Origin of the sequence: Streptomyces sp. NPDC056222, assembly GCF_042264065.1 — a bacterium.
Taxonomy (GTDB): Bacteria; Actinomycetota; Actinomycetes; order Streptomycetales; family Streptomycetaceae; genus Streptomyces.
Genome location: NZ_JBHJTL010000028.1, coordinates 1 through 15,104, shown reverse-complemented (window position 1 = coordinate 15,104; position 15,104 = coordinate 1). Strand labels below are relative to the sequence as shown.

Annotated in this window: 15 protein-coding genes; 6 read left to right on the top strand and 9 right to left on the bottom strand. The window is 71.4% G+C overall.

Features of this window, described 5'->3' with window-relative positions:
• Positions 1-1,147 precede the first annotated feature (1,147 nt).
• Entirely contained in the window at positions 1,148-1,849 is a 702-nt protein-coding gene (locus ACFC0D_RS15845) for a DUF4328 domain-containing protein (protein WP_376435356.1), read from the bottom strand.
• Positions 1,850-2,751: 902 nt separating this feature from the next.
• Positions 2,752-3,168: a hypothetical protein gene (locus ACFC0D_RS15840; RefSeq protein ID WP_376435354.1), complete on the bottom strand. Its 417-nt coding sequence runs from the start codon at positions 3,166-3,168 to the stop codon at positions 2,752-2,754.
• Positions 3,169-3,807: 639 nt separating this feature from the next.
• Between ACFC0D_RS15840 and ACFC0D_RS15835 the strand changes: the two genes are divergently transcribed.
• The gene (locus ACFC0D_RS15835) at positions 3,808-4,680 is read left to right on the top strand and encodes a hypothetical protein (RefSeq protein WP_376435351.1); all 873 of its coding nucleotides are present in this window, start codon (positions 3,808-3,810) and stop codon (positions 4,678-4,680) included.
• A 216-nt stretch (positions 4,681-4,896) separates the two neighbouring features.
• Here the strand turns inward: ACFC0D_RS15835 and ACFC0D_RS15830 are convergent, their stop codons facing one another.
• Positions 4,897-5,451 (bottom strand): hypothetical protein, encoded by a 555-nt coding sequence (locus ACFC0D_RS15830; protein ID WP_376435349.1) that lies wholly within the window; start codon positions 5,449-5,451, stop codon positions 4,897-4,899.
• 87 nt (positions 5,452-5,538) lie between these two features.
• The gene (locus ACFC0D_RS15825) at positions 5,539-5,928 is read right to left on the bottom strand and encodes a VOC family protein (RefSeq protein WP_376435346.1); all 390 of its coding nucleotides are present in this window, start codon (positions 5,926-5,928) and stop codon (positions 5,539-5,541) included.
• Between the two features lie 150 nt (positions 5,929-6,078).
• On the opposite strand from ACFC0D_RS15825, the gene ACFC0D_RS15820 reads away from it, so the two are divergent.
• From ACFC0D_RS15820 to ACFC0D_RS15810, 3 genes are all read left to right on the top strand, one after another.
• Positions 6,079-7,707 carry a penicillin-binding transpeptidase domain-containing protein gene (locus tag ACFC0D_RS15820; RefSeq protein ID WP_376435343.1) on the top strand — a complete coding sequence of 543 codons (1,629 nt, stop codon included), beginning with the start codon at positions 6,079-6,081 and terminating at the stop codon, positions 7,705-7,707.
• 148 nt (positions 7,708-7,855) lie between these two features.
• On the top strand, positions 7,856-8,344 hold the full coding sequence (locus ACFC0D_RS15815) for a YbaK/EbsC family protein (RefSeq protein WP_376435340.1): 489 nt from the start codon (positions 7,856-7,858) through the stop codon (positions 8,342-8,344).
• Positions 8,341-9,192, top strand: coding sequence for an EamA family transporter (locus ACFC0D_RS15810; protein WP_376435338.1), 852 nt, complete (start codon positions 8,341-8,343; stop codon positions 9,190-9,192). The genes ACFC0D_RS15815 and ACFC0D_RS15810 overlap by 4 nt, the downstream gene beginning before the upstream one ends.
• 15 nt (positions 9,193-9,207) lie before the next feature.
• Here the strand turns inward: ACFC0D_RS15810 and ACFC0D_RS15805 are convergent, their stop codons facing one another.
• Genes ACFC0D_RS15805 through ACFC0D_RS15785 form a run of 5 tightly spaced genes read right to left on the bottom strand, consistent with a single transcriptional unit; the run spans position 9,208 to position 13,777 of the window.
• Positions 9,208-9,978 carry an SDR family NAD(P)-dependent oxidoreductase gene (locus ACFC0D_RS15805; protein ID WP_376435335.1) on the bottom strand — a complete coding sequence of 257 codons (771 nt, stop codon included), beginning with the start codon at positions 9,976-9,978 and terminating at the stop codon, positions 9,208-9,210.
• A 7-nt stretch (positions 9,979-9,985) separates the two neighbouring features.
• Positions 9,986-11,194, bottom strand: a complete 1,209-nt coding sequence (locus ACFC0D_RS15800; RefSeq protein ID WP_376435332.1) for a serine hydrolase domain-containing protein — start codon at positions 11,192-11,194, stop codon at positions 9,986-9,988.
• 45 nt (positions 11,195-11,239) lie between these two features.
• Complete coding sequence (locus ACFC0D_RS15795) at positions 11,240-11,995, bottom strand: energy-coupling factor ABC transporter ATP-binding protein (protein WP_376435330.1); 756 nt, start codon at positions 11,993-11,995, stop codon at positions 11,240-11,242.
• Positions 11,983-12,744 carry a cobalt ECF transporter T component CbiQ gene (gene cbiQ / locus ACFC0D_RS15790; RefSeq protein WP_376435327.1) on the bottom strand — a complete coding sequence of 254 codons (762 nt, stop codon included), beginning with the start codon at positions 12,742-12,744 and terminating at the stop codon, positions 11,983-11,985. The genes ACFC0D_RS15795 and cbiQ overlap by 13 nt, the downstream gene beginning before the upstream one ends.
• 1 nt (position 12,745) lies before the next feature.
• A complete protein-coding gene (locus ACFC0D_RS15785; protein ID WP_376435324.1) occupies positions 12,746-13,777 on the bottom strand; it encodes an energy-coupling factor ABC transporter permease in 1,032 nt (343 codons plus the stop codon).
• Positions 13,778-13,910: 133 nt separating this feature from the next.
• Between ACFC0D_RS15785 and ACFC0D_RS15780 the strand changes: the two genes are divergently transcribed.
• Positions 13,911-14,270 carry an SsgA family sporulation/cell division regulator gene (locus ACFC0D_RS15780; RefSeq protein ID WP_376435321.1) on the top strand — a complete coding sequence of 120 codons (360 nt, stop codon included), beginning with the start codon at positions 13,911-13,913 and terminating at the stop codon, positions 14,268-14,270.
• A gap of 37 nt (positions 14,271-14,307) precedes the next feature.
• Positions 14,308-15,104, top strand: a 797-nt coding sequence (locus ACFC0D_RS15775) for an endonuclease/exonuclease/phosphatase family protein (RefSeq protein WP_376435318.1), incomplete at its 3' end; no start/stop codon positions are given.

The following is a 15,104-nucleotide window of genomic DNA, read 5'->3' as shown; positions in this document are numbered from 1 at the left end:
GCCCGTTTTTTTCGTTGGCCCCTGGGGGGTTTTGGTTGGGGGCGGCCCCGGGGGGGTGGGGGGGGCTGAACCCGTCGGGGGGGGGGGCGGGGGGCCGCCCCCTCTTGGTGGTTGTTGGCTGCCAGCGGTGACCATCGGCGGCCCTTAGACGGCCCACAGACGGCCCGGGGGCCCAGCTCCGCCCCCGCTATCGATAGCGGGGGCGATAGCGGCCGATTCGGGCCCTGATCAGGTCGATAGCGGATAGCGGCCCGCCCAAGGAAAGCCCCGCCCACGGCCTAGTCGCACGACCGTGGGCGGGTGCGCTATCGAGCGGCCGGCGGGTGCGGGTCAGAGCGAAGTGCAAGAAGGACCGCCCTTCGGGCGGGCGCCCACGGCCTCAGCGAGAGCAGGGGCCCGGCGGCCTACTGGGTAGTGGGGTGTCGCCCCCGCTACCCAGTAGCCGGGGGCCATGCGGGGCTCTACTGCCTACTGCCTAGTGACAAGTGGGCAGTAGAGCGCCCCCTACTGCCCACAAAGGCGCTCTCACCAGTCGATTGGGCAGTAGGCAGTAGCCACAAGACCGGCCATGCCGCTGCATCCGGGCGTGAGCCAGGGAGGCTTCCAAGAGGGAGCACGTCGTCCCCGCCGCTGGGACCGCGCTCACACAACAAGAAGAGCACCCAGGCCGGGGCGTGCTCTTCTTGCTGTGTGAGGGCCGCTCTCGCTCGTCGTGGGTGCGCTCAACGGTCCATCGGTTTGGAATGCCGTCCGGGGCAGGCGCGCACGGACTCCACACGCTGCGTGGCGCTCCAGGGAGGCTTTTCAGGAGGGCGACGGCGGGTGCGCACCACAGGCCCCCTCTGAAAAGCCTCCCCTACTCAAAAACTAGAGAGTTGAGAGAAAACAGCGTCCGCCGCCCTCTCCGCACCCCCACTGACCTGCACTTTCCATGCGGACGCTAAACAAAATGTATAGCGTCCGCCAGCGTCCGCAGCGTCCGCAAGCTCCCCACCCCACTAAGAGCATCACCGCAGGTGAGAACACTCTTAGAGAGCGTTGAGGCTGCGGACGCAACTCCCTCACCCTGCCGACGACTGGGTGCGACTGAGCGCTTCAGCTGGCGGGCCTCTCCAGCTGAAGCGCTCAGTCACTGCAGGGTTTCGGCTCAGGCAGAGCCGTACGGCCCCTCGGTCGCCTTCAGCCGCTGCATGGCCGTCAGCCGGACGGCGAAGTGCGCCGCGGCCGCCGCCGCGGCGATGTCCAGGATGTCGGCTGCCATCACCAGGAGCACGGCGTCCCGGACCTCGCTGGCGACTTCGGCGTCCCGGTAGCCCTGCAAGGCGTACCGGCTGAACAGGGTCGTGGTGACGAACAGGCCCCACCACAGGTTCACCGGCCAGAAGGAGACCTTGTACGGCTCGCCGTCGGCCGGCAGCCGCGTGCTGGCCCCCCACATGTCGACGGCGATCCGATACGGCATCCAGAAGTTCGCCAGCGGGATGAACCAGGATCCGATCGCCCAGCCGGGGCCTTTACGAAACCGGTCCGGCCCCAGCACCCCGCCGTCCCGGCGCATCCAGTAGAACCAGGTGATGAAGACGACCGCGCAGACGAGGAACGCGACGCTCTGGAGCTGACCCGCCCTCTGGTACAGCGCGGCGACGTCCAGTTCCTCCTGGGAGGCAAGAGCGAAGCCCCGGTCCTCGTCGATCAGCGCGTACGTCCGGACGCCGGCGTAGACGGCGAGCAGGTCGCTGAAGGCGACGGCCGTGAGCAGCGCCGTCACGGCGGCCAGGAGGACGCGCGGCGACCGAGGCACCCGGTTGGGCAGCAAGGGACGTGGACGAAGATCGCTGGATGCGGACACGACGGTGGCCCCCCACAGGCACGGAAACGGAATCGCCCACGGAAGAGCGCGCTGAGGGAAGATACGTCAGCCGCGAGCGGCCCGTCCATGGCGAATCCGCAGGACCGGGTCCGGCACGGGGCGCGGAACCGAAGGGCGGCTCGCAAGCTGTCCAGTCGGCGAGGCCCGCCGGCTGAAGCGCTCAGTCACACTGGGACACCCTGTTGGAGCCACCCTGCACCCTGCCACGGCCGGTCGAGGCGGCACGCGCCCCGTAGAGGGCCGCGCCCCCCAGGAAGGGTGCGGGCTCACCGAGGGCGAGATAGGCCGCGAGAGGCCCCGCCCTGACGCATCGTGAGGAAGTTTCCCGCCTCGCGCGCGCACGCGTGGGGGCGTCGCCGAAAGCCGGGAAACCGGAACTTCGCTACCCACAGTGGTGGGTACGGCCACCGCCCGGCGCTTGGTCACGTCCCGGGAGAAGAGGCCACCCCATCGCGCGGTGGGGCGGTGGGCTCTTCGTCCTCTGCGGCAACGGCTATGGCTTGTCGCCCCTAGTCGCTTGTCGCTTGTCGCTACGCAGGTCCGAGGCCCTCTCGACGCCTCGGGCGGGCGCACGGACGCCCGAGGCGACAAGCGACAAGACAAGCCGCAGAGCGCAGAGCCCTCGCCTCGACGGCGCGCACCGCAGCGCCAGCGAAGCGAGCTGCCAAGGGTCGAGCGGCCAACGGCCGCCCCTTCTAGCCCTTCCCACGGGGAGACGGGCAGCCGAACGCGCCGCTAGGTCTAGCGATGGGGGTTGCTAGGTCTAGCAACCCCGCTAGCGGCCAATCACTGCCTTGACCTGCGCTCTAGCGTCTAGCAAGGAAGACGCCGGACCCCCGGTCTCAGCACGAAACCGGGGGTCCGAGGAGGGAGAGCTCTTGCTAGTTGGGCAGGAAGCCGGGCTTCTCCTGGCCCAGCGCACGCAGTGGCGCGAGGTAGTCCTGAGCCGACGGCTCGTCGCTGTACCGGCGCTTGACCTCGGCGGCCAGCTCGCGGCTCGTCATGATGAGCGAGGGGACCGACTGCCTGTCGCCCTGGAGCGCCCGCTCCCCCATGATGAGCGCCTGCTCCAGGTCACCTTCGCGGGCCGCCGTCACGCCCAGGGTCACGCGTGCCTCCGCGTTGCGCATCGGCGAGCGCTCCGTTCCATCGAAGTCCGTACCCGCACGCAGCACTTCCTCGGCGAGGTTCCGGGCGAGCCGGTCCTCGCCCACCAGGCGATAGCAGTCCATCGAGTAGAAGTCGAACTTCGCCGGATCGACCACGCAGTGGTTGTCCAGGTTCTCCGGATGCGGCATCTCTTCGAGCAGCCGCCGGCCTTGTCCAACACGACCTCGACCTGACGCCGGTCCCCGAGCCGCGCCCAAGCCTTCGCCTCCTGCCCTGCGAGCTGTACCGCCACGCCGTGATGGGCGGCGACCTCCGCCCCGGCCTGAGCCGCGGCAATGACTCCCCGGAATCCGCCCGGCACGTCGTTCCGATGGACCAGTGGCGCAATCGGATGTGGCTGGACACCTGGGTGTAGCGCGCCGGGACGGAACAAGGGCGCGACCTGTGGTCGCGCCCTTTGGTCGTTGTCGGTGGCTGTCAGTGGGCATCGGCGGGCCTCGGACGGCCCAGGAACGGCCCACGGGAGAGCCGCAGGCCCCTCGAGGCGGGGGCGGCAGGCGCGGAAGTTAGAGGTGCTCCGCCACCACGACGGAACGGCACGCCGCGCCTTCGCTCGACCGGCCCGCATTCGTGCCTGCCATTTGACTGAGGAACGGCGCACACGCGATAGCCGGGCCTCTCGTCGACTCATGCATGCCGGTGGAGGTATCAGCGCCTCTGAGGCACCTTCACGGTTTCACAAGGAGTGATCCATGAGTCCTGAGAGCAGGCCCCGGTCGGGCCTTGGCCCGCTGCCCCATGGTCGAAGACGGCTTGTCGGCGGAACCATGGCCACGCTCGCCACTGCGATGCTGGGCTTCGCCACGCCCGCCATCGCTGCCACACCCACCTCTTCGGCCATGCCCGCGCGGAACGCGGCCGAGCTAGCCCCCCGAGCATGGGCCCCATTGAGGGTCCTGAGCGCGGACGAGTGCCGGGCCTGGTGGATGCCCAAGGAGCTGTGCGTGGGTCCGCATGGCTGGAGCGACCACCATGGGGACCACGACGGGCCCCATGGCCTGGTCGGTCCGACCGGGCCGGCGGGCGACACCGGCCCAGCAGGCCTGGCCGGAGACACGGGGCCCATCGGCGCGACGGGCGCGACCGGCGCCACGGGTGCCACGGGTGCCACGGGCTCGACCGGGCCACCCGGACTGGACGGTGAGGACGGCGCGACCGGCGCCACCGGCCCGACCGGGCCACCCGGCGCGGACGGTGCCACCGGTCCCACGGGCCCACCCGGAGACGGCACCCGTTCATGCAACGACATCGACTCCTACACCCCCCCGGACGACCCGTACGCCCAGGTTACGGGCGCGATCTACAACGGCCTGACCTACGTGGGCCTTCGCAACTCCAGAAACGGTTTCGCGCCCTACACGTGGTACAACCTCACCGATCCGGTGGTGCACCCCGACTATCCGACGACCGCCTGTTCCGTCTCCGTGGATGAAGTCGACCCGGCAACCCAAGTCCCCGGCTTCTCCACCCTCGTCTCGATCAAGGTGCAGACCACCACGGGGCAGGTGTGGGAGACCCTGTGCACCCCGTCGTCGGGCAGCCAGGGGCTCACACGGCTCGACTGCAGTGGCGGCCTCGATCCACTTACGGGGCCGTGGAGGCAGCTGACCAACCCGACCCCCGCAGACCCGCCGGGGTAGCGCCAAGGAGTGCCTGACCATCAGGATCGCGACGGAGTGTCAGGTGCGGTTGGTTCGTCTCTGACGCCCGACCACGACCCTCGCACCACCCTGCGGCCCCGCACCCAGACCCCTCGGGTGGCGGGGCCGTACCTGTTTCCGTCGCCCGGGTGTACGAGCCTGTTTCCGTCGCCCGGGTGTACGAGATCCCTGAACGGCGTGCCCGGCGCAGGTCCGCTACGAGAGGTTGTAGGTGACCACGGCGCGGGCCGGGAGGCGGAAGTCGTCGTTGGTCGTGGGGGAGCGCTCGACCATGATCTCGATGCTGGAGCCGGTCGCGTTCGTGGAGTGGTAGACGAAGACGGGACCCCGCAGGGAAGAGCCGCACAGACGCTCCGGGAGAGCGATCTCGTCGTCGGCAACCCCCTTGCTGCCGTACTTCTCGTCGAACAGGGGCGCGCCGTCCGGGAGGATGCCCGCGCGGTGAAGGTAGTCCGGTATCTGGTCGCTCACGAAGGTGACTTCGGCGCTGTCGTTCCGGGTGAAGTAGTGGACGTCGGAGGCGCCCGCGGGTATCGGTGCGCCCCCTGCGCGGATCACGTCCGGCAAACGCAGGTCGCTTCCCTCGCATGCCCGGGCGTCGCCGAACGGGTGCGGTTCGTCCTTGAACAGCCAGACGATGCCTCCGGCCAGCACTGCCAGGGCGATGACAGCGGCCCCCAGGCACGACACCGTGCGCCGCGGCCCGGTCCCGCGGCCGGGCTCGCCGCTCACGCCTTCCGAATCACTCATGAACGCTCCCCTCGGGGCCGCCTTGCGTGCGGGCACGCGGAGCATATGCCTGTGGCCGACCGGACCGGCACCGGGGTAGCGGAAGCCCTAACTGTCCGCCTCCGCACGGCGCTTCTTCGGGGCGGACACACAGAACGGGTGGCCGGCCGGGTCGAGGACGACTCGCCACAGGTCCGGGCGGGGCTGGTGATCGGGAACGGTCGCGCCCCACTCGACCAGCCGGGCCGCGGCCTCGTCGAGGTCCTCGACATCGAAGTCCAGGTGGAGCTGGGGCGGCACGTCCTGGCTCGGCCAGGTCGGGGGACGGTAGCCGTCGACCCGCTGGAAGCCGATGACCAGCCCCTGTTCGTCGACGATCCCCGCGAAGTCGCCGTCGGAGCGCTCGTGCAGGGACATTCCGGTGGCCCGCGTGTAGAAGGTGGCGAGCGCCAGGGTGTCGGCGCAGTCGAGGTTGATCGCGGTCAGCTTCATTCGCATGACGTCGAGCGTAATTCCCTTCTGTGCGGGGGGAGTCGAAGGGTCGCGGGCCTGCGCCCGACCCTCACGGTTCCGTTCCGGTAACAACCGTCACCCGTGTCACACCTGTCACCTAGGCTGCCGTGATCACCTGGGGAGGGGAGCGCAGTCGTGCGCAGTGGAACGAAGGTGGCCATCGTCGGAGGAGTCTTCGTGGTCGTCGCGGGTGGAGTCCTGTACGGGGGCTACACCCTGGCCGGCGGGATCAACGACGGCTCGGGGGCGAGTACCAAGGGCGCCGAGGAGAAGAGATCCGGGCCCGTCACCGGGGACGAGGTCGAGAACGCCGCGAAGGAGTTCTTGGCCGCCTGGGCGGCGGGTGAGTCCGACCGGGCCGCGCAGGCGACCAACAACCCCGTCGAGGCCGGGCCGGCCGTGCTGAACTACCGCGAAGGGGCGAAGGTCTCCAAGGCCGAGATCACCCCGGGCGCGGCGGTCGGCACGAAGGTGCCGTTCACGGTGAACGCCACGGTGACGTACGAGGGGCAGTCGAAGCCCTGGACGTACTCCTCGGAGCTGACCGTGGTGCGGGGGCTGACCACCGGGCGGGCGCTGGTCGAGTGGAAGCCGAGCGTCATCCACCCGAAGCTGACCAAGAACACGACCCTCCGCACCGGCGCGGCGAAGACGGGCGCCGTCAAGGCCGTCGACCGCAAGGGCGTCGAGCTGACGAAGGAGAAGTACCCCTCGCTCGGGCCGATCCTGGACCAGCTGCGCGAGAAGTACGGGGAGAAGGTCGGCGGCCAGCCGGGCATCGAGACCTTCGTCCAGTCCGACACCGAGGGCGTCCCCGACACCACCCTCGTGACCCTTGTCCCGGGCAAGCCCGGACGGCTCGAGACGACCATCGACGCGACCGTCCAGGCGGCGGCCGAGCGGTCGGTGAAGAAGTACGGGCAGGCGTCGGTCGTGGCGGTCAAACCGTCGACCGGTGAGGTGCGGGCGGTCGCCAACAGCCCGTCCGCGGGCTTCAACACGGCGTTCCAGGGCACGCAGGCGCCCGGCTCTACCCTGAAGATCGTCACGGCGGCGATGCTCCTGGAGAAGGGCCTCGTCACGGCGAACGGGACCGCGCCGTGCCCGAAGGACGTCATGTACTACGGCACGTCCTTCCACAATCTCGAAAACTTCGCCCTCGGCGACGTGCCCTTCTCGCGCAGCTTCGCCAAGTCCTGCAACACGGCCTTCATCAAGTTGATCGACGAGGTCGACGACGACTCCGCGCTCGGCAAGGAGGCCCGGGACGTCTTCGGGATCGGCCTCGAATGGAAGACGGGCATCTCCTCCTTCGACGGTTCCATCCCCGAGGAGACGCAGGGCGTGGCGGCGGCGCAGTACATCGGGCAGGGCACGGTGCAGATGAACGTGCTCAACATCGCCTCGATCACCGCCACCGCGAAGTACGGGACGTTCAAGCAGCCGTTCCTGGTGTCCAAGGAGCTGGACGGCCGGACGTTCGCCGAGGCGTCGCGTTCGCTGCCGGACCCGGTGGCCCGTCAGCTGCGCTCGATGATGCGGGCGGCGGCGACCGGCGAGGGCACGGGGGCGAAGGCGATGGCGTCGGTCGGCGGGGTCAAGGGCGCGAAGACCGGCTCGTCGGAGGTCGACGGCCAGTCCGACTCCAACAGCTGGTTCACCGGCTACTCCGACGACCTGGCCGCCGCGGCCGTCGTGCAGGAGGGCGGGCACGGCGGCGACGCGGCGGGCCCGGTGGTCGCGAGCGTGCTGCGCGCGGGGTGAGTCCCGAAGGGTCGGGGTGGCGCGCGGGGCGCGCCCAGGCCGATCACAGGGGTGAGCCCAGGAGGAGATCGGGGCGGCTCGCGGGGGCGAACCGCCCCCGGACCAATCCATTCGCGTGGCCCGTACACGGACCGCTAGCGTGCGGGCCATGACCTCTCCTGAATCCCACGCCCACCCCCAGTTCGCCGAGGCCCTCCGGGAGCTCGGCCTCGATGTCGAGATCCGCCGCTTCCCGGACGAGACCCGCACCGCCGCGCAGGCCGCCGAGGCCATCGGCTGCGAGGTCTCCGAGATCGTCAAGTCGCTGATCTTCGCGGCGGACGGGGTCCCGGTGCTGGTCCTGATGGACGGCTCCTCACGGGTCGACGTGGAGCGGGTGCGCGAGGAGCTGGGTGCCGAGGCCGTGACGCGGGCCGACGCGAGGGTCGTACGGGAGACCACGGGGTACGCGATCGGGGGCGTCCCGCCGTTCGGGCACCGCACCCGGACCCGGGTCCTGGCCGACCGGGGGCTGCTCGACCACGAGGTGGTGTGGGCGGCTGCCGGCAACCCGCACACGGTGTTCGCGCTGGACCCCAAGTCGCTGATCGCCCACGCGGGCGGCGCGCTCGTGGACGTCCGCGAGCGGGCCAAGTGACGCCGCTCGTAGCGGCGGCGGTACTGCTCGCCGCCGTCACCCACGCCGGCTGGAACGCGCTCGCCCACACGATCCGCGACCAGTTGCTCTCGTTCACGCTGATCGCCGGCGGCGGAGCGCTGATCGGCGGCGTCGCGGCCTTCTTCGTACCGCTGCCCGCGGCCGGGGCATGGCCGTACCTGATCGCGTCGGCCGTGCTGCACGTGGGCTACATGGCTCTGCTCATGCGGTCGTTCACACTCGGCGACTTCGGTCAGATGTACCCGATCGCCCGGGGTACGGCCCCGCTGGCCGTCACGTTCCTCGCGGCCGCCTTCGTCGACGAGATCCCCGACGGCTGGCAGCTCACCGGGGTCGCGTTCGCCTGCGCCGGTCTGACGGGCCTGGCCCTGTGGGGAGTTCGCGGCTCCGGCCGCCGCCCCGACTGGCCGGCGCTGCTCGCGGCCGGGGCGACGGGCCTGGCCATCGCGGGCTACACGGTCGTCGACGGCGTCGGCGTACGCGCCTCGGGCACCCCGCTCGGCTACATCGCCTGGCTGATGCTCCTGCAGGGCGCGGCCATCCCGGCGTACGCCCTGTGGACCCGGCGGTCCGCGCTCCTCCCCCAACTCCGGCCGCACGCCGTCCGGGGGCTGCTCGGGGCGGCACTGTCGACCGCCGCGTACGCCCTGGTCCTCTGGGCCCAGACGAAGGCGGCCCTGGCCCCGATCGCGGCGCTGCGGGAGTCCTCGATCATCGTGGGCGCGGCCATCGGAGCGCTCTTCTTCAAGGAGCGGTTCGGCGGGCCGCGGGTGGCCGCGGCGGGTCTGATGGTGGTGGGCATCGGCCTGATGCTGCACGCGAGTTGACCGTCGCCGCCCTGCCTACTCCCCCAGCACCTCGGCGAAGTGGGAGTTCACCGCGAGGAGCCCGCCGTCCACGCGGAGGTTCGTGCCGGTGATCCAGGCCGCGTCCCCGGAGGCGAGGAAGGCGACCGCCGCGGCCACGTCCTCCGGGGTGCCGACCCGGCCCAGGGGGTAGACGCGGTCGGCGAGCGCGGCCAGTTGCTTCTCGCGGGAGTGCCAGGCGCGGGTGGCGATCGTGCCCGGGGTGACCTGGTTGACCCGTACCCCGCGCGGGGCGGCGGAGCCCGCGAGGGTCCGGGTCAGGGAGGCGAGGCCCGCCTTGGCCGCGCTGTAGGAGTGGTTGCCGAAGTACGCCTCGGCGTTGACCGATCCGATGTTGACGATCGCCCCGCGTCCGCCCGCCGCCAGCAGGGGCAGCGCGGCCCGGGCGCAGCGGACCGCGCCCATCAGGGTGACGTCGAACTGCTGCCGCCAGCCGTCCTCGGGCTCGTCCTCGAAGGGACCGACGTCGGGCCGGTCCCGGGCGAAGGCGTTGTTGACGAGCACATCGAGCCCGCCGAACGTCTCCGCGGCGTACGCGACGGCGGCCGCCACCGATTCCGGATCACCCACATCGCACCGCACGGCACGCGCGCCCGGTAGCGCGGCGGCCGTCTCCCGCGCCACCTCCTCGTCCAGATCGGCGACCAGGACGCGCGCGCCCTCCTCCGCCAGCCTGCGCGCGGTCGCGGCCCCGATGCCGCGCGCCCCGCCGGTGATCAGTGCCGCGTGCCCCTCGAACCTGTCCATGGGCCGATCACAGCACCGACCGCACCGACCGCACCAGAGCCTGGGCGCGCGGGTCCGCCGTGACCGTCCTGCGCATTCCGTTCGTCACGTACCCGAAGGCGATGCCCGATTCGGGGTCCGCGAAGCCCAGGGAGCCGCCTCGGCCGGGGTGGCCGAAGGACGTGGGGCCGAGGAGGGGGGAGGCCGGGCCGTGCAGCATGTGGCCCAGGCCGAAGCGGGTGCCGACCATCAGGACGCGGTCCGGGCCCGCGGACTCCTCGGTGCGGGCGAGGGTCAGGGTCGCCGGGGCGAAGAGGCGGGGGCCGCCGTCGACCGGGCCGAGGGTGGCGGCGTAGAAACGGGCCAGCGCGCGGGCCGTGGAGACGCCGGCCGAGCCGGGCAGTTCGGCCGCGCGGTAGAGCGGGTCGTTCTCGTCGGGCTTGGGGTCGACGGCGCCGAAGGCGCGGCGGGTGAGGGAGTCCGGGTCGCGGTAGGCCTCGGTCACCGAGCGCTTGGGGCGCAGCTTCAGGGCCCCGCCGCCGGGCGGGTCGATCTCCTCGACCGGGCCGAGGCGCCCGGCGCGGTGGGCCTCCTCGGGCGGCAGGCCTATCCAGAGGTCGAGGCCTAGCGGGCGGGCGATCTCCTCGGCGACCCAGCGGCCGATGGTGCGGCCGGTGACCCGGTGGACCAGGCCGCCGATCAGCCAGCTGAAGGTGTGGGCGTGGTAGCCGTGTGCCGTGCCCGGTTCCCAGACCGGGGCCTGCGCGGCGACCGCCGCCTGGGCGATCACCGGGTCGATCGCCTCGGCGAGCGTCAGAGGGCGGTCCAGGACCGGCAGCCCGGCCCGGTGCGCGAGCAGCTGCCGGACGCTCACCCGGTCCTTGCCGGCCGCCTTGAACTCGGGCCAGTACGTGCCGACGGGGGCGTCCAGGTCGAGCTGCCCGCGCTGGTGCAGCAGCAGGGGTACGGCCGCCGCGACGCCCTTGGTGGCCGAGCGGACGACCTGCGCGGTGTCGATGGCCCAGGGGACCTCGCCGTCCACGTCGCGGGTGCCCGCCCACAGGTCGACGACCTTCATGCCGTCGCGGTAGACGGCGACCGCCGCGCCGCGCTCGCCCCGGTCGTCGAAGTTGCGCAGGAACGCGTCCCTGACCGGCTCGAATCCCGCCGCCACCGTGCCCCGGACGTCCACGTCCCACACTCCTTCTCGCTCGTTCCGGATCCGTCGCGCCCCCATGGTGCAACGCCGGACCGGGACCCCCGATTCCGGGGTCGGGAACGGTCAGACGGCCGGGCGGGGGACGAAGCCGTACGGGAGCTCCAGCCGGTTGCGGGCCATCAGTTCCTCGTCGGCGAGGACGTCGGCCGTGGGCCCGTCCCCGGCGATCACGCCCTCGCTGAGGATGACCGAGCGCGGGCAGAGTTCCAGGGCGTACGGCAGGTCGTGGGTGACCATGAGGACGGTGACGTCCAGGGAGCGCAGGACGTCCGCGAGCTCGCGGCGCGAGGCGGGGTCGAGGTTGGAGGAGGGCTCGTCCAGGACGAGGATCTCCGGCTCCATCGCGAGGACGGTCGCCACGGCCACGCGCCGGCGCTGCCCGAAGGAGAGGTGGTGCGGCGGCCGGTCCGCGTACTCGGCCATGCCGACGCGTTCCAGCGCGCGGTGGACGACGGCCTCGAGCTCCGCGCCGCGCAGCCCGGCCGAGGCGGGGCCGAAGGCGACGTCCTCGCGGACGGTCGGCATGAACAGCTGGTCGTCCGGGTCCTGGAAGACGATCCCGACCTGGCGCCGGATCTCGGCCAGGTTCCGCTTCTCGACGGGCAGTCCTGCGACGGAGACCGTGCCGGCGCCGCCGGTGAGGATGCCGTTGAGGTGGAGGACGAGCGTGGTCTTGCCGGCGCCGTTGGGCCCGAGCAGGGCGACCCGCTCGCCGCGCCCGACGGTCAGGTCGACACCGAAGAGTGCCTGGTGGCCGTCGGGGTACGCGTAGGCGAGGCCACGGACTTCGAGCGAGGGGGAAACGTTCACAGCGTCCATCCGAGGAGGCAGATCAGAAGTGCGGCGAGCGGCAGGGCGGCGGCCCGCGTCCACTCGGTCCGGGTGGCGGTCGCCTCGTCGATGACCGGCATGGACCCGGTGTACCCGCGGCTGACCATCGCGAGATGGACGCGCTCACCGCGCTCGTACGAGCGGATGAAGAGCGCGCCCGCGGACTTGGCGAGGACACCCCAATGGCGTACGCCCTTCGCCTCGAAACCGCGCGAGCGGCGGGCGACGGACATCCGGCGCATCTCGTCGGTGATCACATCGCCGTACCGGATCATGAAGGAGGCGATCTGGACGAGGAGGGGCGGCAGCTTCAGCCGCTGGAGGCCGAGGAGCAGCGCGCGCAGTTCGGTGGTGGAGGCGAGCAGTACGGAGGCGGCGACGCCGAGGGTTCCCTTGGCGAGGACGTTCCAGGCGCCCCACAGGCCGGGGACGGAGACGGAGATCCCAAGGATCTGCGTCTGCTCGCCCGGGACCACGAAGGGCATCAGGAACGCGAAGGCCACGAACGGGATCTCGATCAGCAGCCGCCGGAGCAGGAAGCCGGCCGGGATCCGGGCCAGCGCCGCCACGACACCGAGCAGGACGGCGTACAGGGCGAAGGCCCACATCGCCTCGCGGGGCGTGGAGACCACGACCACGACGAAGGCGAGGACGGCGACCAGCTTGGTGTGCGGGGGCAGCGCGTGGACCGGCGAGTCCCCCCGCCGGTACAGCTTGTGCGTGTGCCCCGCTCCCATGTCAGACCTGGGCGCCGGACGCGACGTCCCTGCGGCGCTTGACGGCCCAGAACGCGCCGGTGCCGACGGCGAGGGTCACGCCGACGCCGATCACACCCGCGAGGCCGCCGGAGAGCCGGGCCGCCTCGACGCCCTTGACGCCGTAGTCGGCGAGCGGGGAGTCGGCCGCGGCGTGCTCCTCGACGTTCTTGTCGATGCCCTTGTCGGCGGCGACCTTCTCCAGGCCGTCGGGGCTGGCGGAGGCGTAGAAGGAGACGAAGCCGGCCAGGACCAGGGCGGCGACCACGCCGCCGATCCACACCTTCTTCGGGGAGCCGGGGTCGGCGGGTGCGGCGGCCGGGGCCGCGTCGACCAGTTCGCCGTTCACGCGCAGTTTGAGCGGGGTGCTCAGGCCGCGGGCGCCGTACACGAGGTCGGGACGCACGGCGACGACCGCACCGACGGTCAGCATGGTGATGGCGGCCTCGCCGATGCCGATGAGCGTGTGCACGCCGACCATCGCGGTGAGCACCTTGCCGAGCGGTACGTCGGTGGTGCCGCCGAAGGCGTAGACGAGGGTGAAGGCGGCGGCCGCGGCAGGCACGGAGACGAGCGCGGCGACGAAGGAGGCGACGGTCACCGAGCGGCGGGTGCGCGGCAGGACGAGGACGAGGCCGCGGAAGAGCGCGTACGCGACGACGACCGTGACGACGCCCATGACGGTGATGTTCACGCCGAGCGCGGTGAGTCCGCCGTCCGCGAAGAGGATGCCCTGCATGAGCAGGACGACGGCGATGCAGAGCACGCCGGTGTACGGCCCGACGAGGATCGCGGCGAGCGCACCGCCGAGCAGATGTCCGCTGGTCCCGGCGGCGACCGGGAAGTTCAGCATCTGCACGGCGAAGATGAACGCGGCGACGAGCCCGGCGAGGGGCGCAGCCCTCTCGTCCAGTTCGCGGCGGGCACCGCGCAGGCTGACGGCGACGGCGCCGACGGCGACGACACCGGCGGCAGCCGATACAGGGGCGTTGATGAATCCGTCAGGTACATGCACGTCCCGAATGATGAGTGTTCCTGCAAAGGACTTGCAAGAGCGCACAGATCACAGAAAGGCAGCGCTCGCCACGCGCGCGCCGGGAAATATGCGACATTAGTGGGTAAACAGGACGAGTGTGAGGAGTGACTCGATGTCCCCCACCGCGGATGACCGAGCAGTCGTGGATCACGCCAAGGGACGGATCATCACCGACGCCCCGCTCTCCCGCCCCGTCCCCGTCGCCCTGCGCTTCGATCCCGAGGCGAGTCCCGCCACCGTGCGCTTCGTCTTCCCCGGCAACATCGAGTGGTCCTTCCCGCGCGCCCTCCTGGAGACCGGGATGCGCGCCCCGACGCGACGCGGCGACATCGGCGTCTGGCCCTGCGGCCGGGTGCAGACGGTCGTCGAGTTCCACACTCCGGACGGTGTCGCGGTCGTCCAGTTCGACACCACGGCCCTGCTGCGCTTCCTGAAGCACACCTACGCCGTCACCACTCCGATCGCCCCGTAGAGTTCCGTCGTCATCCTGACGATCATGGGGGATCCACTTGAGGAAAAGACTGTGGGGGGCGCTCGGCGCTGCCCTTCTGGCCCTGTCCGGCGCGACGGCGTCCGGGGCGACGGCGCAGGCCGCGCCCGCGGCGGCGACACCGCCGCCGGGGACCAACCTGCAGGTCATGAGCTGGAACATGTGCGGCGTCGAGCGATGGGGATGCACGGGCACCGGCACGGCGGCGGAGAAGGCCGACGTGGTGAAGCAGTACGTGCAGAGCCATTACGTGCAGGCCGTGCTGCTCCAGGAGGTCTGCGCGAGCGGTCTCGACAACCTGATGACCAAGCTCGGCGCGGGCTGGAGCAAGAGCTTCGCGCCGTACCACTGGTCGCAGAAGGGCGTACGGACCCCGAGCCCGTGCGCCACCGGCGCCGGCTCCGACCCGAACGACCTCGTCGGCACCGCGATCGTCGTCAAGGCCGGTCTCGCGGACGCGCAGCAGTATCCGACGACCCAGCCCTGGACCGGGCTCAACCCGCCGTTCCAGTGCGCGACGGCGACCTACTTCGGCGTACGGCTCTGCAGCGTGCACGTGTCGACGAAGAACACCAACCCGGAGCACCCGGACTGGGACTACCGCGACGACCAGCTCGCGGAGATCAAGCAGGTCGTCTCCGGCTTCCCGAAGGTGGCCTTCGGCGGCGACTTCAACGCGAGCCCGCCGGACCGGGCGGGCAACCCCGACGCCTGGATCTGGCCGGCCGGGCTGTACTCCCAGGGTCCGGGCACCCCCGGCTACCAGGAGTGCGACCAGCAGGGGGCGGTCCGCGACGGCCGGGACACCCACGACGC